The 24322-nt window shown below is 67.8% G+C and carries 16 protein-coding genes; 9 read left to right on the top strand and 7 right to left on the bottom strand.

Features of this window, described 5'->3' with window-relative positions; translation table 11 throughout:
* Nucleotide 1: 1 nt before the first annotated feature.
* Together BSF38_RS17565 and BSF38_RS17560 are read right to left on the bottom strand one after the other, a co-directional pair.
* Complete coding sequence (locus BSF38_RS17565; RefSeq protein WP_168189404.1) at nt 2-490, bottom strand: YybH family protein; 489 nt, start codon at nt 488-490, stop codon at nt 2-4.
* Between the two features lie 85 nt (nt 491-575).
* On the bottom strand, nt 576-1058 hold the full coding sequence (locus BSF38_RS17560) for a VOC family protein (RefSeq protein WP_076347755.1): 483 nt from the start codon (nt 1056-1058) through the stop codon (nt 576-578).
* A gap of 332 nt (nt 1059-1390) precedes the next feature.
* On the opposite strand from BSF38_RS17560, the gene BSF38_RS17555 reads away from it, so the two are divergent.
* Nucleotides 1391-2179: a MerR family transcriptional regulator gene (locus tag BSF38_RS17555; protein WP_076347753.1), complete on the top strand. Its 789-nt coding sequence runs from the start codon at nt 1391-1393 to the stop codon at nt 2177-2179.
* Between the two features lie 41 nt (nt 2180-2220).
* Here the strand turns inward: BSF38_RS17555 and BSF38_RS17550 are convergent, their stop codons facing one another.
* The 3 genes from BSF38_RS17550 to BSF38_RS17540 form a co-directional block, all read right to left on the bottom strand.
* Nucleotides 2221-2934, bottom strand: coding sequence for an MOSC domain-containing protein (locus tag BSF38_RS17550; protein ID WP_076347751.1), 714 nt, complete (start codon nt 2932-2934; stop codon nt 2221-2223).
* A gap of 242 nt (nt 2935-3176) precedes the next feature.
* Entirely contained in the window at nt 3177-4085 is a 909-nt protein-coding gene (locus tag BSF38_RS17545) for a DUF1559 family PulG-like putative transporter (RefSeq protein ID WP_076347749.1), read from the bottom strand.
* A 288-nt stretch (nt 4086-4373) separates the two neighbouring features.
* Complete coding sequence (locus tag BSF38_RS17540; protein WP_145952196.1) at nt 4374-5381, bottom strand: DUF1559 family PulG-like putative transporter; 1008 nt, start codon at nt 5379-5381, stop codon at nt 4374-4376.
* Nucleotides 5382-5585: 204 nt separating this feature from the next.
* Here BSF38_RS17540 and BSF38_RS17535 point away from each other — a divergent pair, with 204 nt between their 5' ends.
* From BSF38_RS17535 to BSF38_RS17500, 8 genes are all read left to right on the top strand, one after another.
* Nucleotides 5586-7916 carry a DUF1592 domain-containing protein gene (locus BSF38_RS17535; protein WP_076351047.1) on the top strand — a complete coding sequence of 777 codons (2331 nt, stop codon included), beginning with the start codon at nt 5586-5588 and terminating at the stop codon, nt 7914-7916.
* A gap of 61 nt (nt 7917-7977) precedes the next feature.
* The gene (locus tag BSF38_RS17530; RefSeq protein WP_420819229.1) at nt 7978-9333 is read left to right on the top strand and encodes a DUF1552 domain-containing protein; all 1356 of its coding nucleotides are present in this window, start codon (nt 7978-7980) and stop codon (nt 9331-9333) included.
* Between the two features lie 13 nt (nt 9334-9346).
* The gene (locus BSF38_RS17525) at nt 9347-11503 is read left to right on the top strand and encodes a HEAT repeat domain-containing protein (RefSeq protein ID WP_145952195.1); all 2157 of its coding nucleotides are present in this window, start codon (nt 9347-9349) and stop codon (nt 11501-11503) included.
* A 191-nt stretch (nt 11504-11694) separates the two neighbouring features.
* Nucleotides 11695-12108, top strand: a complete 414-nt coding sequence (locus tag BSF38_RS17520) for a BlaI/MecI/CopY family transcriptional regulator (RefSeq protein ID WP_083713035.1) — start codon at nt 11695-11697, stop codon at nt 12106-12108.
* Nucleotides 12105-14723, top strand: coding sequence for a M56 family metallopeptidase (locus tag BSF38_RS17515; RefSeq protein ID WP_076347739.1), 2619 nt, complete (start codon nt 12105-12107; stop codon nt 14721-14723). The genes BSF38_RS17520 and BSF38_RS17515 overlap by 4 nt, the downstream gene beginning before the upstream one ends.
* 363 nt (nt 14724-15086) lie before the next feature.
* Nucleotides 15087-17777 carry a carboxypeptidase regulatory-like domain-containing protein gene (locus BSF38_RS17510; RefSeq protein WP_145952194.1) on the top strand — a complete coding sequence of 897 codons (2691 nt, stop codon included), beginning with the start codon at nt 15087-15089 and terminating at the stop codon, nt 17775-17777.
* Between the two features lie 139 nt (nt 17778-17916).
* Nucleotides 17917-18810 carry an LssY C-terminal domain-containing protein gene (locus BSF38_RS17505; protein WP_076347735.1) on the top strand — a complete coding sequence of 298 codons (894 nt, stop codon included), beginning with the start codon at nt 17917-17919 and terminating at the stop codon, nt 18808-18810.
* A gap of 274 nt (nt 18811-19084) precedes the next feature.
* The gene (locus tag BSF38_RS17500) at nt 19085-22087 is read left to right on the top strand and encodes a PVC-type heme-binding CxxCH protein (RefSeq protein WP_083713034.1); all 3003 of its coding nucleotides are present in this window, start codon (nt 19085-19087) and stop codon (nt 22085-22087) included.
* A 127-nt stretch (nt 22088-22214) separates the two neighbouring features.
* Here the strand turns inward: BSF38_RS17500 and BSF38_RS17495 are convergent, their stop codons facing one another.
* Both BSF38_RS17495 and BSF38_RS17490 read right to left on the bottom strand, forming a co-directional pair.
* Nucleotides 22215-23036, bottom strand: coding sequence for a SprT-like family protein (locus BSF38_RS17495; protein WP_237170502.1), 822 nt, complete (start codon nt 23034-23036; stop codon nt 22215-22217).
* A 19-nt stretch (nt 23037-23055) separates the two neighbouring features.
* On the bottom strand, nt 23056-24261 hold the full coding sequence (locus BSF38_RS17490) for a lactonase family protein (protein ID WP_099091995.1): 1206 nt from the start codon (nt 24259-24261) through the stop codon (nt 23056-23058).
* Between the last annotated feature and the right edge of the window lie 61 nt (nt 24262-24322).

Raw genomic sequence — 24322 nt, 5'->3', positions numbered from 1 at the left:
CTCACTTCTTCGCCGGCGTCGCCATGGCCGGGAGCATGTTGCGGATGGCGGCGATCTTCCAGCCGTCGGCCGTGCGCTTGAGGGTGATCGTCGTCCACATGGCGCGAGTCTCGGCCTCGGTGCGGCCTGCTTGCAGGTAGCGGCCGTCGGCCAAGGCGACGTCGGGGGCGAGGAAGCGGACCGACTCGACGGCGATCGTTCGCTTGGCCGGATTCTTGCGCGAGGATTCGAGCATGCCGCGAACCAGCGCGTCGCGGCCGCGCCGCCAGGTCCCGTCGGAGACGAGCTGGTCGGCGTCGGCCGTGAACAGGCCCTCGATGGCCTTGGGGTCCGCGGCCTCGCGGGCGTCGACGTACTTTCGCACCACCTCGCGAACCGCCTCGTCGTCCGTCGCCGGCACCCCCTGGATGGACGACGGACCGGAGGCGATCAAGCCGGCCAGAGCCAGACCGACGATAAAGAACGAGCGCGCAAGCCGATACGAATTCATCGAAACGACTCCCTGACGTTGACTCTTGGACTTCATGCGGCGGCCGTTCACCCTAGGTTTCTCCAGGGAAGCCGGCGCGTCAAGCTCACCGGCCTTCGCGTGCGGCCTCGATCGCGGCGATGTCGATCTTCGTCATCGTCATCATGGCCTCCATCGCTCGCTTGGCGGCGGCGCGATCCGGGTCGGTCGTCGCCTCGAGCAGCACGCGCGGCGTGATCTGCCAGGAGAAGCCCCAGCGGTCCTTGCACCAGCCGCAAGCGCTCTCCTGTCCGCCGTTGCCCACGATCGCGTCCCAGTACCGGTCGGTCTCTTCCTGGTTCTCGGTCAGGATCATGAAGCTCACAGCTTCGTTCGGCTTGAAATTCGGTCCGCCATTCAGGCCGATGTAAGCCTGGCCAAGGACGGTGAACTCGACGGTGAGATCCTCGCCCACTTTCGCGGACGGGAGGTGCACGGCGGAGGGGTGAGCTTTCCCGACGTGACTGTCGGGGAACACGCTCGCATAGAACTCGGCCGCCTCGCGGGCCTTGCCACGGTCGAACCACAGGCAGGTCATCATCTTGGTCATGTCCGGTCTCCTTGCTTGCAGTTGGTGAGGGCGTCGTCGGATTCGGGGATTAGAATCAGCTATCGGCAGGAAGTCAACAGACGTACAGTAAAAACCAAAAATGGGCGATCCCGCCGCGCGGGCGGCATTCGGAAGGCTTCGCCCTTCAAAGTGGCGCTACGCGCCTCCATATCAGGGGTGGTTGGGAGCTCTTTCGAGGGAAGCTGAAGGGTTCGGGAGTGGCGAGAAGATTTTTCTTCCACGACTCACTTGAACCTGACGTCGCGTCAGGTCTTACCATGCCTGCGACGGGCGTTGACTAACGAGGCGGCGCGAGGAGAGGAGATCGGCTCATGCCGCGAAGACCAGGCGAACCGGTTGCGTCGGCGCGTTTCTGGAAGGTGGGAGAGCTGGCCGAACGGACCGGCCTGACGGTCCGCACGCTCCACCATTACGGCGCGATGGGCCTGCTGAGCCCGTCGGGCCGGACCGACTCGGCCCATGGCGCGGGGCATCGGCTGTACAGCGCTTCCGACGTCGCGCGGTTGCAGCAGATCACGTCGCTCAAGCTGCTGGGCTTCGGCCTGGAACAGATCCGCGACCACCTGGACCGGTCCGACTACGACCCGCGCCAGGTGGTCCGCCTGCACCTGGACCGGATTCGCGGCCAGGTGGCCGAACTGAAGCGCCTCGAAGGCCGGCTGACGGCCCTCGCCGACGCCCTGGACAAGGCGGAAGTCGTCTCCGCCGACGCGTTTCTGACCACGATCGAGGGGATGACGATGATCGAGAAATACTACACGCCGGAGCAGATGGAGTACCTGAACCAGCGCCGGCAAGAGGTCGGCGAGGAGGTCATCCAGCAGGCGCCCAATCCGTGGGCCGAGCTTCAAGTCGAAGTGAAAACCGCGATGGACGCCGGCCTCGACCCGACCGCCCCGCAAGCGGCCGAGCTGGCCCGTCGCTGGTTCGCGCTCATCACCGCCTTCACCGGCGGCGACCCCGGGATCTTCAAATCGCTCGGCCGCATGTACCAGAACGAAGACACGATCCGCGGAATGGACGTCGCCGCGTTGCGTCCCATGATGGACTGGATCAGCAAAGCCTCCAAGGCGGCGGGCGTCAAGCATCCGGGGACGTGACCCGGTTCGCGACAAGCGGAGGGCCCTCCGGCCGGTCGGCCTCAATCCCGGCCTTCCAGCCGGCGTCTTGCGTTAGGTTCGACGCCTTTCTCAATCCGATCGGCAAGCGTGGCTTTCCAGCTTGCCGAGAGGGGGGGAAGCGCGGCGAGGGCGGCGGCGGAGGGTAGGTCGGATTTATCGATGTGCATGATCCGGTTGGCGCGGGCGATGGTCCAGTCGGGGTGGGGGCGGTCGTCGAGGGTGAGGGGCGTGTTCGGGGCGACGACGCCTTCGTAGAGCACGCGGAAGTACCAGCCGGTGCGGCCGGTCTGCTGGACCTGGAGGGTCAGGGTCTTGATCTTCCAGCGGCGGGCGAGCTTCCAGCAGGGTTGCCGGGGCTGGGAGACCTGCACGACCGCCGAGCCGACGCGCCAGACGTCGCCGATGCAGACGTCGGGCTCGGCGAGGCCGTCGATCGTGAAGTTCTCGCCGAACGCGCCGAAGGCCAGATCGGGCTTCTCCAGCTCGCGCCGCCAGGCGTCGTAGTGGACTGCCGCATAGCAGCAGACCGCTTTGTCGACGCCGCCGTGATAAACGAGGTCGGCCTGCTCGTCGCCGTCGAGGTTCGTCCAGCGGAGGGCGACCGGCCCGGCCACGGCGTCCTTGCAAAACCCGCTGAACCACTGGCTGTCCCACGGATTGTCGGCGTCTTCACTCCCGCGTAGCTGCGGACGCCCCACCTGGATCGAAGCCACCAAACCCGCCGGATGAGCCATGGCCCTCTCCTCAACCCCTGAAGCCCGACGCCTGAACGAAATACAAGCCCGAAGCGCCAGCGAGTGAATGGATTCCAACGGACGAACGGAAATTCACTCGCTGGCGCTTCGGGCTGGTATTCGGACCTGGAGGCCGAGCGTCCCGTGCATACTCCTCTGCTGGTAGATCATAACATCGGAGGTCAATCCCTCGGAGGCCGAGCCTCGACCTGAGCGCAGATCCGTCCCAGGAGCAAGCCGCGCTAATAGCTGTCGGTCGAGAACGTCTCGCCGCCGTTGCGAGTGAGGAGCGCGTGAAGGACGCTCGGACGAATCGCGCACTTGAGGAACCGGACAGAGCCGTCGGCGAACGAGGCGTTGAAGCCGTTGTTCTGGGAGCCGTGGTGACTGCCGAGGACGGCCAGGGGGAGCACGCCATCGAATGGGAGGTCTTCGGGCTTGGTCCAAGGGACGGCGTGAGGAGATTCGCTGACGAGAATCGTCTTGTCGGCGCCGTCGGAGAAGTCCTCGAACCGCACCGGCTTGAAGTCCGGCTCGAACGCCGCGCCGGGGCCGACGACGGCCAGATAGCCAGTCGTCCTGGGTTTCAGGGATTCGTCGCTCGGGCAGGCGTAGACGGACGGCATCGAGTCGAGCAGCGCGAAATTGTGGGGGCTGTCCCACGGCTCATCGAGATGGAACTTCGCGTAGAGATCGCCTTCTTCGAGGAATGGGAGGATGGCGACCCGCCAGCTCAACAGCGGATTTCCGTCCTTGTCTGTGATCGCGGCGGCGGGCAGGTGGCCGTTGTCCCCGTTGTAGTTGTAAACGGCGAGGGCAATGTACTTGAGGTTGTTGAGACACTGAGCGCGCCGGGCGAGCGGGCGTGCTGCATCCCCTATCGAGAACGTGTAGAGACAGCCTATCATCCCGAGGACGATCCCGGCGATCGCCATCACCCGTCCGCGAAGCCGCCCTTGACTTCGGCCGATCTCAAGCAGGGCGTAGCTGCCGAGGAGGATGGCCGGAAGGCCGCTGAGGCACGCGAAGAAGAACAGCGAACCGAGCACAAGGCTCACGACCGCCTTGAGGCTCGTCGCCGTCGGCTCGGGCTCGTCCCCTATGAACAGCACCTCCGGCGAGGTCGCGAGCTCGGGCTCCGGCGCTGCCACCCCATCCCCGCAACCCGGACATCGTACGCAAAGGCCCGCGAACTCGTCCGGCATCTCGAACCGCCGCCCGCATTCGCATGTGACGAAGATGGACACGAGCGGGCTCCGGTCGTCAAAGAGAATCAAAACTGCATTTGTAATTGGAAGACGATTTACGACGCTCGACTGGGTGCAAACGTTACGGCGGTGGAAAGCTGGACCACGGCAGCCTCCCGACCCTTATTTGACTGCCGTGGCGAACTGCGATCGAGAGGGAATGTCATCATAGGGTCCATCGCTGCGTCCCCTCTAGTAACTGTCCGGCGCGAGCACCTCGCCCCCGTTGCGAGTGAGAAGCGCGTCGAGAACGCCTGGGGCGATCCTGTTCTTGAGGAACCGGACCGAGTCGTTAACGAACAGGCCATTGAAGCAGTTGTTGTGGTAGCCGTGCTGGCTGCCCAGGCCGTGGAGTGGGAGCGCGCCGTCGAAGGGGAGATCCTCGGGCTTGGTCCAGGGGACGGCGCGGCGGGACTCACCGATGAGGAGGGTGTTGGTCGTACCGTCGGTGAAGTCCGCGATCCGCAACAGCTTGAAGTCCGGCGTGAAGGCCGTTTTGGGACCGACGACGACCTGATAACCGGTCATCCCCGGTTTCAATTCTCTGTCGCTCGGGCATGCGTAGACGCTCGGCATCGATTCGAGCAGGGCGATATTGTGAGAGCTGTCCCACGGCTCGTCGAGATGAAACTTCGTGTACACAGACCCCGAATCCAGGTAGGGCAGGATGGCGACCCGCCAGCTCAACAGCGGCCTGCCGTCCTTGTCGACGATCGCGGCGGCAGGGAGTCGGTCGTTGACGTCATGATAGTTGTGCATCGCGAGACCGAGCTGTTTGAGATTATTGACGCACTGGGCGCGCCGGGCGGCATCACGGGCCGATTGCCTCGCAGGCATCAGGATCGCGAGCGTGAACAGGCAGCCGATCACCCCGAGGACGATCCCGGAGATCGCCATCCCCCTGCCGCGAAGCCGCCCTTTGCTCCGGTTGATGTCCTTCAGAGCATCGCGGCCGATGAGGATGGCAGGCAGGCCGCTAAGACAAGCGAAGAAGAAAAGCGCCCCCAGCGCAAGGCTCGCGATCGCCTTGCCGCTCGTCGCCGTCGGCTCCGGCTCCTCCGGGAGGAGCCACGCTCCAGGAGACGCGGGCTCGGGCAGGGTCAGTTCTCCCCCACAACCCGGACATCGGACGCGAAGGCCCGCGTACTCGTCCAGCATCTCGAACCGCCGCCCGCATTCGCACGTTACGGAGATGGACACGCGTAGGCTCCGGTCGTCGATCAAGAAAATCTCAATGACGTTTGTAATAGGCGGCTGTAAACGATCTTATTCGGAGTCCGGGCGGATGGCAAGTCGTAGCATTTGAGGAAATTCCTGGACTTGGAGGCTCGTTTCGTCGCTGATACGCTTATCAAGAGGTACGCGAAGCCCGACGCGACCGACGACGAAGGATGGAGGCACGGCTTGGTTTCCACGGAACACGTCCGCGACCGACTAGGACTCCTCGCCCTGGCGCTGGCGTTCGCGTTCGCGCCGACGGAAGGAAGGGCGGAAGACGCGAAGCCGCTCGATTCGTTCCAGCGCAAGGCGCTGCCGATGATCGAGCGGTACTGCATCGATTGCCACATGGAGGGCGACGCCAAGGGGGATATCGCCCTCGATCAGTTCGCCGATCAGGCCGAGGCCCTCAAGGACGGCAAGACGTGGCTCCGCGTGCTCGACGCGCTCGAGGCCGGCGTGATGCCGCCGCCGAACAAGCCCCGGCCGACGCTGGCGGAGCTGGAATCGGTCACGTCGTGGATCGAGAGCGACTACCTGGCCGCCCAGTGCGGCGACAAGGATAAGTCGGCTCCGGTGGTGATCCGCCGGCTGAACCGGCAAGAGTATGACAACACGATCCGCGACCTGCTGGGCCTCGACCTCCACCTGGCCGCGGCCTTCCCGGCCGACGACATCAGTTTCGGCTACGACAACGTCGGCTCGGCCTTGAACGTCTCGCCCGTGCACGTCGAGAAATACCTCGACGCCGCCGAGGCCGCCCTCCGCGAAGCGATCAAGCCGCCGGACGTCGCCGGGTTCCCGCCGATCGAGCTGATCGGGTTGCAGACCTACCCGCTCCCCCCCGACAAGCCGGTCGAGTTCGCGCACAAGCTCAAGCCCGGGCGTTATCTGGCGAACTTCAGCCTGGTGCGGGTGGGGGTCGACGAATCGGTCGCGCCCCCCCGACTCATCATCGGCTTTGGCAAGGACCGCCGCACCGTCGAGGCCGCTCGGGTGCAGGACGAGACGGTCGTCTACCGCTACTGGCTGAAGGTCGCCGAGGGGGACGGCATGGTCCACGTCGCGCTCGCGCCCGGCCAGTCGGACAGCGAGAACGTCGCCAAGCCGAAGACCGTCGCCGACAACGTCAGCGGCGACCAGCGGTACGGCGGCGACCGGGGCCTTCATGTCGATTCGATGGTCGTCCACGGCCCGCTCGTCGTCAACGACGCCGACCTCCCCGAGTCGCACCGCCGCATCCTCTTCCGCACGCCCGAATACGGCGACGCGTCGCGGCTCGACTGCGGGCGCGAGGTGATCGCCCGGTTCGCCGACCGGGCCTTCCGCCGACCGGCGACGACCGAGGAGATCGATCGCCTGTTGAAGATCTTCCGGCTGGCCGACGACCGGGGCGAGAGCTTCGAGCGCTCGGTGCAGATCGCGCTCACGACGATCCTGGCCTCGCCCCGGTTCCTGTTCCTGATCGAGCCCGACGAGGCCCAGGCCAGCGTCGACCGGCCGCTCTCGGAGTTCGAGCTGGCCAGCCGGCTGTCGTACTTCCTCTGGAGCAGCATGCCCGACGAGGCCCTCTTCAAGGAGGCCCGCGCGGGGACGCTGCGAGCGAACCTCCGCCGCGAGGTGAACCGGATGCTCGACGATCCGAAGTCGAGCGCCCTGGTCGCGAACTTCATCGGCCAGTGGCTCCAGCTTCGCGGCCTGGAGGGCTCGACCCCCGACCCCAGCCTGTTCCCCGGCTTCGACGCCGCGCTCCGCGGCGCGATGCGGAAGGAGACCGAGCTTTACTTCGCCCACGTCCTCCGCAACGATCGCAGCGTGCTGGAATTGCTCGATTCCGACTACACGTTCCTGAACGAGCCCCTGGCCCGCCATTACGGGATCGACGGGGTGGAAGGCGAGGCGTTCCGGAAGACGCCGCTGACCGACCGCCGCCGGGGCGGGGTGCTCACGCAGGCCAGCGTGCTGACGCTGACCTCGAACCCGAACCGGACGTCGCCGGTGAAGCGCGGGAAGTGGATCTTGCAGCAGATCCTCGGCACGCCCCCGCCGCCGCAGCCCCCCAACGTCCCCGAGCTGGCCGACGACAAGCACGCCGTCGACGCCGCCTCGCTCCGCGACCGGATGGAGCAACACCGGGCCGACCCCCAGTGCGCCTCGTGCCATCAGCAGATGGACGCGCTCGGCTTCGCGTTCGAGAACTACGACGCCGTCGGCCGCTGGCGGTCGACCGACGGCACCTTTCCGATCGACCCCTCCGGCGAGCTGACGGGGGGTCGCAAATTCTCCGGCGTCGGCGAGCTGAAGAACATTCTCGGCTCGACGTCGACCAAGAAATTCACGCAGTGTCTCGTGAAGAATATGCTAACCTATGGTCTTGGACGCGGCCTGGAACCCGCCGACTACTGCGCGGTCGAAGAGATTCGCGGTCGGCTCGCAGGCGACGGCTACAAGATTCGCGGGATCGTCTTCGGGATCGTCGAAAGCCGCGCCTTCCAGTATCGCGGCGTCGCCCCTTGATCCGTTCCGCTCCTCTACCTCTCGTCCAGCACGCCTGAAAGTTCCTTCATAACCGGGAGGGATGAACGTGACGATGCAACCGACCCGTCGAACCTTGCTCCGAGGCCTGGGCGCCGCGCTTGCGCTGCCGTGGATGGAGAGCCTCGCGACGGTGGCTCGGGCGGCCTCGCCGGCGGGCGCGGCGGCGGTCAAGCCGCCGGTCCGGATGTGCTTCTGGTACGTCCCCAACGGCGTCCACCTGCCGACGTGGTTCCCGAGCCGGGAAGGCGCGCTCGTCGACCTGCCCGCCACGCTCGAACCGCTGGCGTTCGCCCGCGAATACCTGAACTGCTACCACGGCCTGACCCACAACACCGCGCTCACCAACGGCGACACCGAGGGCTGCGGCCACGGCCAGGGGGCCGCCAGCTTCTTGACCGGCGCCCAGGCGTACAAGTCGCAAGACGCCGTCCGGGTCGACGTCTCGGTCGACCAGGTCTACGCCCGGCACGTCGGCCGCCAGACCCGGTTCCCCAGCCTTGAACTCGGCTGCGAATCGGCCCGGTCGGGCAACGCGTTCGGCTACAGCGGGGCTTACAAGACGCATATCTCGTGGCGGACGCCGACCTCTCCCGCCCCCTACGAGATGAATCCCAAGGCCGTCTTCGACCGCCTGTTCACCGAGGGGACGAACAGCCTCACGCAGTCGACCGTGGCCGACCGCGACTTCTACCGCAAGAGCATGCTCGACTACGTCCTCGACGACGCCGACCGCATCCGCCGCCGGGTCTCGTCGACCGACCGCCGCAAGCTCGATCAGTATCTGACCGGCGTCCGCGAGGTCGAACAGCGCATCCAGAGCGCCGGGGCCTCGGTCAAGCTCCCCGGCGAGGGCTTCGCCCGCCCATCAGGCGTGCCCGACGACTTCGACGAGCACCTGCGCCTCATGTGCGACCTGATGGTCCTCGCCTTCCAGACCGACAGCACGCGCGCCTCCACCTTCATGCTCACCAAGGAAGCGTCGGACCGCAACTACCCGTGGCTCGGCTTCACCGACGGCCACCACGAGCTATCCCACCACGCCAAGGACGCCGAGAAAAACCGCAAGCTCCGCGCGATCGACCAATATCATATCTCGATCCTCGCGTACATGATCGAGAAGATGACGATGGTCGAGGAAGCCGACGGCTCGACCCTGCTCGACAACTCGGTGGTCCTCTACGGCAGCGGCATCAGCGACGGCGACCTCCACAACCACGTCAACCTGCCGGTCGTCACCGTCGGCAAGGGGGGCGGCGCGCTGCGGACCGGCCGGAACTTCACCTGCCGGCCCGAGACCCCGATGTCGAACCTGCTCTTGAGCCTGCTCCAGCAGGCGGGCGTCGCCGTCGACCACTTCGGCGACAGCACCGAACCCCTCCCCGGCCTGGCGGTCTGACCGGAGCACGACCGTGACCATTCGCATGCTGAGCTGGTCGGCTTTGGCCGTCGTCGCCTGCGGTCTTTCCGCCCGAGGGGCCGACCTGGCCGCGAACCTGAAGGCCGATGACGTCGAGACGCGCCGGAAGGCGGCGGCCGACATCCACGCCGCCGGCCGCGACGCCCGAGTCGCCGCGTTGCCCGCGCTGATCGACCGACTGATGGTCGACAAAGACGGCCAGGTGCGCCTGCTCGTCCTCGACGCCGTCACGTCCCTAGGCCCCGACGCAGCGCCGGCCGTCCCCGCGCTCGTCCACACGCTGAAGACGAATTACGGCGGCCAGCGAAGCGAGGAGACCCACCAGGACTACCGATCGGCCCTGGCCCTCGCCGCGATCGGCAAGCCGGCCGTCGAGCCGCTTCGTGGACTGCTCAAGGACAAGGAGACGAAGGAAGGCGTGCAAGCCGAGGTCGTGATGGCTCTGGGCCGGATCGGCGCCGACGCCGCCCCCGCCGTCCCCGACCTCATCCCCTTGCTCGGCGACAAGAGCGAGCGCATCCGCCTCGAAGCCGCGCACTCGCTCGGAACCGTCGGCGCGGCCGCGACCGATCCGTTAATCGCCGCATGCTCGGACAAGAACATCATCACTCGCTCGCGGGCGGTCGAGGCCCTCGGCTGGTCGTCGACCCCCGACGACCGCGTCCGCCGGGCCGTGTTCGACCGCGCCCGCGACGACGCCCCGGAGGTCCGGGCCGAGGCGGTTCGGGCCCTGGCGCGGCTGAAGCCGGCCGACGACGACGCCCTGCTGGCCGTCGTCAAGGAGAGCCTCCGGAGCACCGACGAACCGGTCCGGCTGGCGGTCGTCGACCTGCTGGTCGAGCGTCGGCCGCTGCTCGCGAAGCTGTCCCCCGAGCTGCAAACGCTTTTGACCGCCGACCACGACGGCGTCGCGCGGCACGCGGCGTTCTTGCTCGGGGCGAACGGCCCCGACGCCGCCCCCGCGCTGCTTCAGGCTCTCGCCCGGGACAAGACCCGCATCGAGCCGATCGCCGAGGCGCTCGCGGCGATCGGCCGGCCGGTCGTCAAGCCGCTGTTGCAGGCGGTCGAAGACCCGTCGCCGCGCGTCCGCCGCGGCGCGGTCCTGGCGCTGGGGCGAATTCGCCCGCTGGCTCCCGGCGCCGCCGCGAAGCTGACGCTCGTCTTGCGCGACTCCGACGCTTCGGTCCGGGCCGCGTCGCTGTTGGCCGTCGGCGGCCTCGGCAGGCAGGCCGGCGAGGCGCTGCCGGCGGTCCGCTCACTGCTTTCAAGCGACTCGGCCGAGACCCGCCGGCAGGCCGTCGACGTTCTCGCCCGGACCGCCCCGCGCGACGCCCAACTCGCCGACGACCTGGCCGGGCGCCTCGACGACGCCGACCCGCGCGTGCAGCGCCAGGTGATCGACGTCCTCCGCTCGCTCGGTCCGCTCGGTCGCAAGTCGCTGGCCGCCATGATCGGCAAGCTCAAGAGCCCCGACGCCGAAGTCCGGATCGCCGCCGCCGAATTCGTCGGCAGCCACGGTCCGGCCGCCGCCGAGGCCGTCCCCGCGCTCGTCGCGATGCTGGGCGACCCCGAGCCGAAGATCCAGGCGCTCGCCGCCCAGACGCTCGGCCGGCTCGGTCCCGCCGCCAAGCCCGCGCTCGATCCGCTGTCGGCCCTTCTCGCCGCGCACGACGCCCCGGCGCGCGAGGCCGCCGCGACGGCCATCGGCGGCATGGGCCTCGACCCCGAAGCGGCCCGGCCGCATCTCGTCAAGGCCCTCCGCGACGAGTCGCCCGACGTCCGCCGCGCCGCGGGGCGCGCCGTCCAGCGGTTCGGCCCTCGCGGCGCCATTTTCATCCCGGACCTCATCCTGACCGCCGAGAAGAAGGAGAACGCCGCGTCGGCCGAGCGCAGCCTCCGGCGGTTCGAACGCCGAGGCCCCGACCCCCGCTCGATCCCCGAACTCGTCGCGATGCTCGACCACAAACAAGACGCCGTCCGGCTCCTCGCCATCAAGTTCCTCCGCCTCGCCGGCCGCAACGCCAAGGACGCCCTCCCCTCCCTCGAACGCCTCGCCGAAGACCCCAACGCCGAGATCCGCAAACAAGCCGAAGCCGCCTGCAAGCAGATCAAGGACCCGTCGCCCCCCGCCCCCACCCCGACCGCCTGAAAACGTGCAGATTTAAAGATTCACGCCGCTCCGACCGACAGTGGGCGCCACGGGTTCGGAAATCGAACTCGGCCCCCCCCTGAGTCCGGAATCACCGGAGAATTATCCTGCCTCGCCTCTTGCACGTCGATTCTAATTCGCTAGAATCCGAATCACCGAGATCGTGCAATGGACTGGAGGGAGGGAACCGCATGGCCAGAACGCCGAGCATGCAGCCGACGGACGGTGAGCTGGAGATCTTGAACGTGTTGTGGGACGCGGGGCCGGTCGACCTGGGGACGGTGCGCGCGGCCTTGCAGAGCAAGCGGGCGGTGGCGTCGACCACGGTGGCGACGATGCTGAAGCTGATGCTCGACAAGGGGCTGGTCGAGCGCGCCGACGGCCCGAAAGGCTATCTTTGGTCGGCCAGGGTGAGCCGCAAATCGGCCCGGTCGGGCCTGGTGGGCAAGCTGCTGGACCTGGCCTTCGACGGCTCGGCCCAGGGGTTGGTGGCCCACATGCTCGAAGCCGGCAAGCTCAGCCCGCGCGACCGCGACGAGATCCGTCGCCTGCTCGACGAGAAGAGTGAAAAGCCGCGATCCAAGAAGCGGGAGGCCGACGCATGAACGTCTCGACCTGGGCGAACTCGCCGGCCTGGACCGCCGCCGGCTGGACCATGCTCCATTTCCTCTGGGTCGGCGCCGCGCTGACCGCCCTCGCCGCGATCGGCCGCCGGGCGATGCGGAGGGCCCATCCCGACGTCCGCCACGCCTTCGCGCTGGCGACGCTCGCCGCCCTGGCCCTCGCCCCCGCCGCCATCGCCTGGACGATCGCCGACGGACCGCGATCGGCCGTCGCGATTCCGAGGGAATCCAAGGCGTTGACCGCCCCTCCGATCGCGTTCGCCCCGGCCCTCCCGGCCCCGAAGCGCGGCGAGTCCATCGTCGTACCGTCGCGAGATGCATCGCTTAATTCGCACGTCATTATTTATATGAACCTCGCCGCGCGGACGTTGCCCGGCGTGTGGCTTCTGGGCGCGCCCTGGACGTTCGCGTATCTCGCCGCCGGATTGCTCGGCGCCGAGCGACTGAAGCAGCGCAGTCGGGTCGTGGGCGATCCCGATTTGTCAGCGCTCTCGGCGCGCCTGGCCGGGTCGTTGGGGATCGGCCGGCGGGTGGCCGTCGGCGTCTGCGACCGGATCGCCGGGCCGATGCTCCTGGGAATCGCGCGGCCGTTGATCCTGCTGCCGGCGTCGGCCGTTTCGGGCTGGAGTCCCGAGCAGGTCGAGATGGCCCTGCTCCACGAGCTGGCCCACGTCCGGCGGTGGGATAACCTCGTGAACCTGCTTCAGCGCGTGATCGAATCGGCCCTGTTCTTCCATCCGGCCGTCTGGATCGTGTCGGGCTGGGTCCGCCGCGAGCGCGAGCACTGCTGCGACCGCATCGTCGTCGACCACACCGGCCGCGCGCTCGACTACGCCGGCGCCCTGTTCGTCCTCGCCGACGCCCCGTCCCCCGGCGCTCCGTTCCCCCACGGGGCGTTCATGGCCCAGAACCACCTCGTCGACCGCATCCGTCGCATCCTCAACCCGGAGGAACCCGCCATGCAGCTCTCGCGATCCGCCGTCGCCCTCGCCGCATCCACCTTGGCCGTCCCCGCGCTGTTGCTCGTCGCTTACGGGCAGCAGCCGTCGTCCCAGCCGCCCGAGACGAACGCGGAGGCGAAGCCGTTCGTCCCCGATTTCCGCCAACCGAGACAATCGAGTGGGGAGCGGTACGTGAAGAAGGCGGCGATCAAGCCCGACGCCGGATCTTGGGAGCCAGGACCAATTCCCGAATCGATACCCGTCAACGTGTCGGGGGTCGCCCGCGACGAACAGGGCGAGCCGGTGGCGGGGGCGAGCCTCACGCTTTACACCATCACGAGCGAAGGCCTGAAAATGAGGCCGGTCGCCACGACTGTGGCCGACGCCTCCGGTCGCTACGAATTCCGCGACGCCCGCCTGTCTGTCTGGACCTCGTTCAACGGCCACCCGTTCCCCAAGGAACAGACGCCCCACGCCCCGTGCTTCATTCTCGGCCAGGCGCCCGGCATGGGGATCGCCTGGAGCAAGCAGCCGTCGATTTACGCGGTCAAGAATCCTCATCCGAATGACATCCAGGGGCGATTGCCGTTGGGCGAGCCCGTCTCGCTCGATCTGACGTTCGCCAAGGCGGCCGTCCTCCAGGGCAAGGTGGTCAACGAGCGCGGCGAGCCGGTCGCCGGCGCGAAGGTTCAAGTAGGCACCGCCATTTCGCTCGACGCGGAGGGGCGCGAGACGGGCGTCTTCCAAGGATACGATTGGCGCCTCCCGCCCGACGGCGTCGGCAGGACGACCACCAGCGCCGACGGCGGTTTCCGGCTCGAAGGGCTCTCCGAGCGATTCTGCTACTACCTCAACGTGAATCGCCCCGAGTCGCCGAACACGATGCTCAGCCTCCGCGCCGCGACCATCGACGGCCCGGACGCGACGCACGAGGAGCCGCCCATAGGGCCCGACTTCGCGCCCCGATCCCACCAGGCGCGGACGAATCCACTTATCATCAAATTTCCGAACGTACGTCAGATCGACGTGTCGGTCGTGGGCGACGACGACGGCAAGCCGGTCGCCGGCGCCGACGTCCGTCTGGGCAGCCCGTGGTGGTCGACCGGTTTCGTCGCGGAGGGAATCACAGACGCCTCGGGCAAGGCCCGCCTCGGCCTGCCGCCGGGCGAATACGCGGTTACGGGCTCGAGCCCGCCGAAGAACTCACGCTATCTTCGTACCAACCGAGGCCCCCTGGTCGTCGAGGCCGGCGACGCCCCCCTGCCGCTCGAAATCCGCCAGAAGCCCGGCGCCGAATTGATCATCGAAGCCGTCGAGGCCGGCACGGGCAAGCCGATCCCCGGCGTCTTCTTCTGGTGGACCGACGACGACCAGCCCGACCAAAAGATCGAACCCGGCGACGATCTCGTGGAGGTTCTGGAGCGGACCTCGACGAACGAAAAAGGCGAACTCCGCGGCCTGCTCACTCCCAGGCCCGGCCGTCGCCATCGCTTCTTCTTCGGCGGCATGGGCGCGCCGAACCGAGACTGGTTCTCGCCGGCGGCCCCCGAGAAGCACGGCTACGAAGCCACCCCCGCCCAGAGCGAGCCCGTCGAACTCGTCCCCGGCAAGCCGATCCGGCTGCGGTTCGAGCTGCGGAAGGGGAAGGCGTCTTAATCACCACATCAGCAAACGCAAAACCATTCACTCGCTTGCGCTTCGGGCTGCCATGAAAACTCCGGTCCGTGGGCGGCATGACCGATTGCTCTGAAAATACTCCCGCGAGGGCATGCACCGATACAAGCTCGAAGCGCCAGCGAGTGAATGTTCCCCGGTGCTCGGCTCGGGAATTCACTCGCTGGCGCTTCGAGCTTGTATTCGGACCTGGCCGGCCGGGCGGCGAGCCGGATTCGTCTCTCGACGATGCAGAGCGATTTGACCCCACGCATCGCTCCGGCGACAATGAGCCCAGTCAGAGGTGACGAGCGCGAGCACTGCCACGATCGCGTCGGTCGCATCCTCAACCTGGAGGAACCCGCCATGAAGGCCTCGCGCTCCGCCATCGCCCTCGTCGCTTCGACCCTGGCCGTCCCGGCGATCGTGTTCGCCGCATACTGTCAGGAGCAGGGGAAAAGCCCCGCATCCCCTCGATGGTCGCCGGAACAGCTCCACGCCTGGATTCAGGGCGAATTCCAACGCACCCCCGACGTCGCCGCCTTGATCCGCGACGTCATCGCGACGGACGGAGAATACTACGACGCTCGGAGCGCGGGCCGGGCGGACGCCGAGCCGGCCGTCAAGGCGATCGCAACGCGCAAGGATCAGTTGATGGCGAAATACTTCGCCCTCTGGACCGAGCGTTACGACGAGATCCGTCGGCGGGCGCCCGCCGAGGTGATCGCGGAAGCTCCGCGCGACCTGGAACTCGAAGCCCGAATCCAAAGCCTGTTCAAGGCCGACTCCATCGTCTCCGCCTTGGTCCAATCCATCGTCGCCGTGGATCAGGATATCGACCGGCTCGCCAATGAGGGGCGCGGCCATGCGGATGCGGCTTTCAAGGCCGCCGCGGAGCTGAAGTCCGATCTTACTGCGAAGTACAACACGCTTTGGAACGAGCGCTATGCCGAGCTTCGTCGGCGGGTGCTCGCCAATATCAAGGAAGGCGCGCCGGACGATCTCGAAGGCAAGATCACCAGTGAGTTCCAACGCGACCCCGCCCTGGGACGGCTGATATGGGATGTCCAGGCGGCCGATCGCGATGTGGTGGAAGCCAGGAGAGCGGGCCGAGGACGTCTCGACCCGGCTCTCGCGGCCGCTGAGAAACGCCAGGACGAGTTGTGGACGAAGTATCACGCCGCCTGGAGCGAGCACTACGACGAGTTCCGTCGGCGCATCCTCACCGGTGCGGACGAGTTCGCGCCGTGGCGCGTTGACGCCCGCATCGGCCAGGATTTCGCGAACGCCCCCGACGTCGCCCCCTTGATGGAGGAGATGTCCGCGACGGACCTTGAAACCGCCAAGGTCCAGGACGGCCCGGCCCGCAAGGCCCTGGAGCGGCGCAAGGCCGAGCTGTCGGCGAAATACAACGCCCTCTGGACCGAGCGATACCCCGGGCTCCGCAAGCAAGCCGTGGTCGAGCTTCAGAACACGTTCGTCCCACCGCATCCCCAGCAGCCCGAGGCGAAGCACGCTCCGGCCGCTCCGGAGCGCGGCCGACAGGCGCCCAAGGTCGGGAGGGCGTTCACGAAGATGGCGATCGCGCCGGGCAGCCCCGAGCCTTACCTGTTCACGCCGATCCCCGAAACCATCGCCGCGCGCGTCTCGGGCGCGGCGCGCGACGAGCGGAGCGAGCCGATCGCGAAGGCCAAAGTCACGCTCTACGCCGTCACGCGCGAAGGTGTGAAACCGGCCGCCACGACCACGACCGACGCCGAGGGAGGATACGACTTCCGGGGCATCCATCTGCCGGTCCTGACCTCGAGCAAGTTGCTCCCGAACCAGGCAATGCCCCCCCATATCCGGTTCCTCGTCTCGGGCGAGGCGCCCGGCAAGGGGATCGCCTGGGGCCGAGGGTTGTCGATGTGGCAGTTCAACCCCGAGAACCTGGATGAGAACGGCGGTCAGGGCCATCTCTTCTTACAGTCCAACGTCACGCTCGACCTGAAGTTCGGCAAGGCGGCCGCCCTGCACGGCCGGATCGTCGACGAACGAGGCGAGCCGATCCCGGGCGCGAAGGTTCGGGTCGTCAACCATGCGGAGATCGACGCCGACGGCCGCGAGGCGGGCAATATCGACGACTTGGAATGGAACGTCTTGCCCGACGGCCTCGGTCGTTCCCAGACCGGCGCCGACGGCGGCTTCCGGATCGAAGGGCTCACCGAGCGGTTCTGCTACTCGCTCGTCGTCACGCGTCCCGAGTCGACCCGCACCGAGTTCAGCCTCTTCGCCGCGACCGTCGACGGGCCGGATCAGGACCACAAACCGACCTCCGTCGGGAGCATCTTTCTTGGAACGCACCAGGCGCGGACGAGTCCGGTCACGATCACCGTCCCGAAGCTCCGGCCGATCGACGTGCTCGTCCTCGCCGACGACGACGGCAAGCCCGTCGCCGGAGCCCACATTCAGATGCGTGCGGAACTCGGGGCCTCCGAGTCAGGCGATACCGACGACGCGGGCAAGATCCGACTCCACTCGCCGCCGGGGGAGCACGTCTATCTCATCTCCAACCCGCCGGCTCGCTCCCGCTATCTCCCGACCTACCAAGATCCCATCGACGTCAAGCCCGGCGAGACCCCCTCGCCCCTCGAAATCCGCCAGAAGGTCGGCGCCGAATTGATCATCGAAGCCGTCGAGACCGGCACGGGCAAGCCGATGCCCGACGTCTTCTTCTGGTGGACCGCCGAGGGCCCGCCCGACGAGAAGTCCAGGTCCGCCGAAGACGTCTCGACCGTGCTGCGGACGGCCTGGACGGACGAGAAGGGCGAGTTGCACGCTACGGTCGCCCCCGCCCCCGGTCGGCGTTATCGCTTCCACTTCGGCGGCATGCGCGAGCCGGTCACGAGCTGGTTCGACCCCTTCGCCGCCCGAACGTACGGCTACGAAGCGTCCCCCGCGCAAAGCGAGCCCGTCGAGCTCGCCCCCGGCAAGCCGACCCGGCTGCGGTTCGAGCTGCGGAAGGGTCCTCCCGACCCCAACCCCTATCGACCGCGCGTCCGACAACCAGCCCCTTGACCCAGAGCTAAAACATGCGGACGTCGATCGACGGGTTGAGGGCCTTCAGCAGCAACGCCCTTCTGGCCGTCTGCGCCGGGCGTCGGGTACACTCGGAAACGACGACATTCCCGAGATTTGACAGCGGATTGAGGCCGGCATGACCGACGATCAAGGCGGCGAGGACGCGACGGCTGCGACCACGACGACGACCGCGACGGTCGTCCGGTCGAGGAAGCGGCGCTGGACGGTCAGAGGACTTAAAATCCTCGGCGTGGTGGTCGTGGTCTGGTTGGCGGCGGCTTATTTGATCTTGCCGTTCTTGTGGAAGCACTACGAGCATCAGCCGGCGATGGAGAACGCGCCCAAGACGACCGTGACGGCGCAGGGGATTCCCGGCGATCCGCTCAACGTGGGGTTGATCGGCGGTGAGAAGGAGCTGGTCGACGCGATCGTCCAGTCGGGCTGGGACCCGGCCGACCCGGTGACGCTGCGGACAAGCATCGCCATCGCCAGCAGCGTGATCCGCGATCGGCCGTATCCCGAGGCCCCGGTCAGCCCGTTGTTCGTGTTCGGGCGGAAGCAGGACCTCGCGTTCGAGAAGCCCGCCGGCGACAGCGCGCGGCACAGGCATCACGTCCGGTTCTGGAAGTCGACCGACCTGGGCAAGGACGGCCTGCCGCTCTGGATCGGCGCGGTCACGTTCGACCGCAGCGTCGGCCTCAGCCACCGCACCGGGCAGATCACCCACCACATCGCCCCCGACGTCGACGCCGAGCGCGACGGCCTGATCGCCGACCTCCGCCGCGCGGGGCGGCTGAAAGTTCTGTACCAGGTCACCGGCGTCGGCGCGACCCTGCTGGGCCGCAACGGCGGCGGCGACCTGTACTACACCGACGGCGAACTGACCGTCGGCGTCCTGGCCGCCGACTCCGCGACGACGTCCCCCGAGGAACTCGACAACCCGCCGATCATCGACCTCAAGGAACAGCTCTGGTCGGCGCTCAAGCCGCTGCTCGATTCCCGGTCGAATTCGGAACCGAATGAGAATTAGCTCAGATTGCGTTTGGGCTGCACACGTAGGGGCGTCCCTTGTGGGCGCCCAAGCGGCGTCGGCGACTGCGGCGCTCCCGCGATTCGGGCGCCCACAAGGGACGCCCCTACGGTAATGCGGGCTTCCGCCGGTCGCCGAGTCTCGGCGAGGAAGCCGGCCCCTGTCGGTTCCCATGCATCCGAGATTATGATAGAAGACGAGAATCGGCCTCCCCGCCGCGACGCCTTGCGTCGCCTCGAACGTAGTCGTTCACCAGCCACACTCGGAGCACTCCATGATGACCGTGCGACACGGTTCCTCCCTCACCTTGTCGACCTTCGCGGCCGGGCTCGCCCTGGCGGTTGCAACGCTCTCGAACGCGGCCGAGCCGCCGGCGACGTCGCTGCCGGTCCCCGTTGATCAAGCCCCCGCGCGGATGATCATTCCGCCCGGCTTCAAGGTCACGCCGTTCGCCGCCGAGCCCGACGTCGTCCAGCCGATCGCCTTCACGATCGACCCCCGGGGACGGCTCTGGGTCGTCGAGAATTTCTCGTATCCGATCTGGCTGGGCGGACCGCACGGCAAGGACCGCGTCGTCATCTTCGAAGACTCCGACGGCGACGGCAAGTTCGACCGCCGCACCGTCTTCTACGAAGGCGGCACGAGCTTCACCGGGATCGAGCTGGGGCACGGCGGCGTCTGGCTCTGCGCCACGCCCAACCTGCTGTTCATCCCCGACCGCGACGGCGACGACAAGCCCGACTCGGCGCCGGTCGTCGCGCTCGACGGCTGGGACGTGAAGGCTCAGCATAATATGTTCAACGCCCTGAAATGGGGTCCCGACGGCTGGCTCTGGGGGTGCAACGGCATCCTCTCGAACTCGCGCGTCGGCCGGCCGGGGACGCCCGACGGCGATCGCACGCCGATCAACACCGGCGTCTGGCGATACCACCCGACGCGCCAGGTCTTCGAGGCCGTCGCCCACGGCACGACCAACCCCTGGGGCCTCGACTTCGACGATTACGGCGAGGCGTTCATCACCAACTGCGTGATCCCGCACCTGTTCCACGTCGTCCCCGGCGCGCGGTTTCAGCGGATGTTCGGCGAGGACTTCGTCGTCAATTCGTACGGCCTGATCCCCACCTGCGCCGACCACCTGCACTGGGCCGGCGGCCACTGGACCGAGTCGCGCGAGGGGAAGGACCACGCCAAGCACAGCGAGGTCGGCGGCGGCCACGCGCACGTCGGCGCGATGGTCTACCTCGGCGACAACTGGCCCGACAGCTACCGCAACGGCGCGTACACCTTCAACATCCACGGCCACCGCGTCAACCACGACCGCCTCGAACGCAAGGGATCGGGCTACGTCGCCCACCACGAGCCCGACCTCCTGAACGGCAACGACGTCTGGTTCCGCGGCCTGGAACTCAAGTACGGCCCCGACGGCGCCGTCTACTTCACCGACTGGGCGGACATCGGCGAATGCCATGAGAACGACGCCGACAACGCCCACCGCGAAAATGGACGCATCTACAAGCTTAGCTACGGCGATCCCAAGCCCGTGAAGGTCGACCTCGCCAAGCAGTCCGACGAGGAGCTCGCCAAGCTCCAGCTCCACAAGAACGAGTGGTACGTCCGCACCGCGCGGCGGCTGCTGCAAGAGCGGGCAATCGCCGGCGGCGATGTGTCCAAGGCGCGCGACGTCCTCAATACGATCCTCCGCGACAACCCCGAGACCACCCGCCGCCTGCGGGCGCTCTGGACGCTGTACGCCGTCGGCGCGCTCGACGAGAAGGCGCTCCTCGGAATCCTGACCGACCGCGACGAATCGGTGCGCGGCTGGGCGGTCCGGCTGCTCGGCGACGCCGGCTCGATCTCGGCGCCCGTCGCGGCCCGGCTCACCACTCTGGCGAAGGACGAAGCCTCGCCGCGCGTCCGGCTCGCGCTGGCGTCGGCCCTGCAACGGATTCCGGTCGCCGATCGCTGGCCGCTCGCCGAGGTCCTCGCCTCGGCCAAGATCGACCCCGCCGACCCGATGCTGCCGCTGATGACCTGGTACGGCGTCGAGCCCCTCGCCGCGGCCGATTTCGATCGCGCGGCCGAATGGACGACGCGGGTGCAACTGCCGATGCTTCGCAACTTCTTGGCGCGTCGCGTGGTGACGGCCGACGCCGCCAAGGGGCTCGCGGCCCTCGGGCCGGTCCTCAAGCTCGACCGCGACGACGTCCGGGGCGACGTGCTCGACGGCGTGCTCGACGCGCTTCGAGGCCGCAAGCAGGTCCCCCGTCCCGAGGGCTGGGCCGAGATCTACGCCGGGCTGGCCGCGACCAAGGACACGAGCGTGCTCGAAAAGGCGCTCCGTTTAGCCGTGATCCTCGACGAACCCAAGGCCATCGCCACCCTCCGCGCGACGACCCTCGACGCCAAGACGCCGGCCGACCGCCGCGCCCGCGCCTTGAGCACGCTGGTCGAGCGTCGCGTGCCCGGCCTCGGCGTCGAGCTGCGCAGCCTGCTGAGCGACGCCGCGATGCGGGGGCTAGCCCTCCGCTCGATGGCCGCGTACACCGACGCCGACACGCCGAAAGTCGTGCTCGACGCCTATGCGGGGCTGACCGAGGCCGAGCGCGACGACGCGGTCGCCACGCTCTCGGCCCGGCCCTCCTGGGCGCTCGCGCTGCTCGACGCGGTCGAGAAGGGCGTCGTCCCGCGCCGGGACGTGAGCGTCACGGCGGCCCGTCAATTGTTGGCTCTGAAGGACGCGAACGTGGCTAAGCGGCTCGAAACGGTCTGGGGGACGATCCGGCCGACGTCGGCCGACAAGACGTCGCTGATCGCTAAATACAAGTCGGTTCTGGCCTCGAAGGAGCCCGCCGATCCGTCTCGCGGCCGCGCGTTGTTCCAGCGGACCTGCTTCCAGTGCCACAAGCTGTTCGACGGCGGCGGCGACGTCGGCCCCGAGCTGACGGGTTCGGACCGGGCGAACGCCGACTACATCCTCGAGAACGTCCTCGACCCCAGCGCGACCGTCGCGCGCGATTACACCGTGTCGACCATCGGGACTGCCGACGGCCGCCTGATCTCGGGGATCATCCGCGAGCAGAACGACCGCACCCTGACCATCCAGACCGCCAACGAACGCATCATCCTCGCCCGCGAAGACATCGAGGACTTCAAGCCGTCGAACGTCTCGATGATGCCCGAAGGCCAGCTCGAACGCCTCACCGACCAGGAGATCCGCGACCTCTTCGCCTACCTTGCCGCCAAGGGCCAGGTCGAGGCGCCGGCGGCGGGGCGTTGAACGGCCGGATGAGGGTCGTCGCTTGCATCACGGATCTCGAAATCCCACGATCCTCATCCGTCCCTGCGGGGCACCTTCTCCCGGGGGAGAAGGGATGATTGCCACATTCGTCTTCTTGATGACTTGATCACCCGCCCACTTTCCGCAGCAGCGGCAGCGGGACGTAAAACGTGAGGTAGCGGCGGCCGTCGGTGAAGGGCTCGCCTTGGGGGCTTTCGACGAGGACGGTGGCGCGGCGGGTGATGCGGTTGACGCGGCCGTGGCGGCGCGCGCCGTCGATCTCGAAGGCGACGACGTCGCCGACGCGGACGTTGTAGGCCGCCGCGGCTTGCTCGCGCGGGGTGACGAGGTCGTGCGTCACGCCTTCGTGCGCGAAGATGCGACGCGAGAGCATATGAAAATTATCGGCCGAGCAGTTCGACCGGCCCCAGCCGAGGAACTCGGCGAGGTGCAGCAGCTCGTGCTCCATGATCCGCTGGAGGGCTTCGAGCCGGTCGCGGCAGACGAGCCCGCCGACGATCACCTCGCGCTCGACGTGCTGGAACGTGCTGTACAACAGCGTGGTCGAGACCGAGATCTCGTATTCGACGTCGTCGACGACCTTGCCCCCGGCCTTCACCCGGCGGATCTGGCGGATCGTCTGACCGGCGGCCCGGGTCAGCCGCTTCGAGAGCCGGAAGCCCATCGGATACGCGCGGTCCTCCGCGAGCATCTCCGCAAGCCGCTCGCGGAAGAATTCGCGGTCGTACAGCCGGAACAGCAACTGCAAATCGTCGACGCCGACGACCTTGAAGTCGCCGGCGTGGATCTGGGCCGACTGCTCGATCACGGCGTTGTAGATCCGCCGCGATCGAGCGGCGACGTCGTCGGGCGCGTACAACAGCGACACCAGCCGCGCCTGGCGCGCGCGTCCCGGGCCCGGCCCGTCCAGCCATCCGTCGTCGCTCATGTCCGCGTCCGGCTCCGGGTTACTTGCCGGCGGCCGGCTTCGGGATCATCCGGATGCAGACGGGCATCGGCGACGCCACCGGCTCGCCGACCTGCGCGAGCGCCCCGGTCTGGGGGTCGATGCTGAAGACGACGATCGTGTTGGAGTCCTGGTTCTCGGCCAGCAGCCAGCGGCCGGTCGGGTCGACGACGAAGTTGCGCGGGGTCTTGCCGCCGGTGAGCTGATGGCCGGTCGCCTTGAGCTTGCCGGTCGACGCCTCGACAGTGAAGATCGCGATGCTGTCGTGGCCGCGATTCGAGCCGTAGACGAAGTTGCCGGTCGGGTGCGCGACGATCTCGCTGGTCCAGCTCTTGCCGTGGAAATCGGCGGGGAGCGTGCCGATCGTCTGGATCGCGTCGAGCACGCCCTTCGCGGCGTCGTACTTGAGGACGGTCACGGTGTTGCCCATCTCGCCGATGACGTACGCGAAGCCGCCCGAAGGATGCCAGGCGAGGTGACGAGGGCCCGTCCCCGGCTTGATCTTGGCGAACGGCGGGTCGTTGGGCGTCAGCTTGCCGTGGTCGCCGTCGAACTTGTAGACGAGCACCTTGTCGAGCCCGAGGTCGGCCGCGAGCGCGAACCGGTTGGCGCGGTCGAGGTTGATCGAGTGCGCGTGCGGCGCTTCCTGGCGCGAACGGTCGACGCTCTTGCCCTCGTGCTGGATGAACGTCGACGCCGGCTTCAGGGTTCCATCTTCGGCGATCGGCAGGCAGGCGACGCTGCCGCCGCCGTAGTTCGCCGCCAGGACGTTCCGCCCCTTGGCGTCGACCGTCAGGTGGCAAGGCGCTCCGCCCTTCGTCGACTGATGATTGAGAACCCGCAGCGCGCCGGTTTCGGGATCGAGAGCCAGGGCGGTCACGCCGCCCCCCTTCTCGCCGTTCAGCGTCTCGACCTCGTTGACCGCGTACAGGAACTTACCGTTCGGATGCACGGCCAGAAACGAAGGGTTCGCGAGCTTCGCCGCCGGCCCGTGGGGCGTCAGCTTGCCCGTCGCCGCGTCAAGCTCGAACTTGTAAATCCCCTCGCTGGGCGTCTTGCTGTTGGTGTACGAGCCCGCATAGACCCAGTACGACTTCGGCTCGGCGCCGTCGGCCGCCGTCGCCACGGTTCCACCGACCGACGCCAGGACCGCCATCGACGCCAGGACCGCCCGGCGAGCAACCATCAACCATCGTGCAACCGTCATCGATCAACCTCCCGCGCGCCGAGCGTGTCTCAAAGATCCGCGAATCGACGGTATCACAGGC

The sequence above is a fragment of the Paludisphaera borealis genome (assembly GCF_001956985.1).
Lineage (GTDB): Bacteria > Planctomycetota > Planctomycetia > Isosphaerales > Isosphaeraceae > Paludisphaera > Paludisphaera borealis.
This window is presented reverse-complemented; position numbering and strand designations above follow the sequence as displayed.

Excerpts from the sequence above, each read along its gene's own strand:
- BSF38_RS17515 (WP_076347739.1), top strand. The coding sequence starts at position 12,105 with ATGAACGTCTCGACCTGGGCGAACTCGCCGGCCTGGACCGCCGCCGGC.
- BSF38_RS17505 (WP_076347735.1), top strand. The coding sequence starts at position 17,917 with ATGACCGACGATCAAGGCGGCGAGGACGCGACGGCTGCGACCACGACG.
- BSF38_RS17560 (WP_076347755.1), bottom strand. The coding sequence starts at position 1,058 with ATGACCAAGATGATGACCTGCCTGTGGTTCGACCGTGGCAAGGCCCGC.
- BSF38_RS17555 (WP_076347753.1), top strand. The coding sequence starts at position 1,391 with ATGCCGCGAAGACCAGGCGAACCGGTTGCGTCGGCGCGTTTCTGGAAG.
- BSF38_RS17530 (WP_420819229.1), top strand. The coding sequence starts at position 7,978 with ATGAACGTGACGATGCAACCGACCCGTCGAACCTTGCTCCGAGGCCTG.
- BSF38_RS17550 (WP_076347751.1), bottom strand. The coding sequence starts at position 2,934 with ATGGCTCATCCGGCGGGTTTGGTGGCTTCGATCCAGGTGGGGCGTCCG.
- BSF38_RS17565 (WP_168189404.1), bottom strand. The coding sequence starts at position 490 with ATGAATTCGTATCGGCTTGCGCGCTCGTTCTTTATCGTCGGTCTGGCT.
- BSF38_RS17500 (WP_083713034.1), top strand. The coding sequence starts at position 19,085 with ATGATGACCGTGCGACACGGTTCCTCCCTCACCTTGTCGACCTTCGCG.
- BSF38_RS17490 (WP_099091995.1), bottom strand. The coding sequence starts at position 24,261 with ATGACGGTTGCACGATGGTTGATGGTTGCTCGCCGGGCGGTCCTGGCG.
- BSF38_RS17520 (WP_083713035.1), top strand. The coding sequence starts at position 11,695 with ATGGCCAGAACGCCGAGCATGCAGCCGACGGACGGTGAGCTGGAGATC.
- BSF38_RS17495 (WP_237170502.1), bottom strand. The coding sequence starts at position 23,036 with ATGAGCGACGACGGATGGCTGGACGGGCCGGGCCCGGGACGCGCGCGC.
- BSF38_RS17510 (WP_145952194.1), top strand. The coding sequence starts at position 15,087 with ATGAAGGCCTCGCGCTCCGCCATCGCCCTCGTCGCTTCGACCCTGGCC.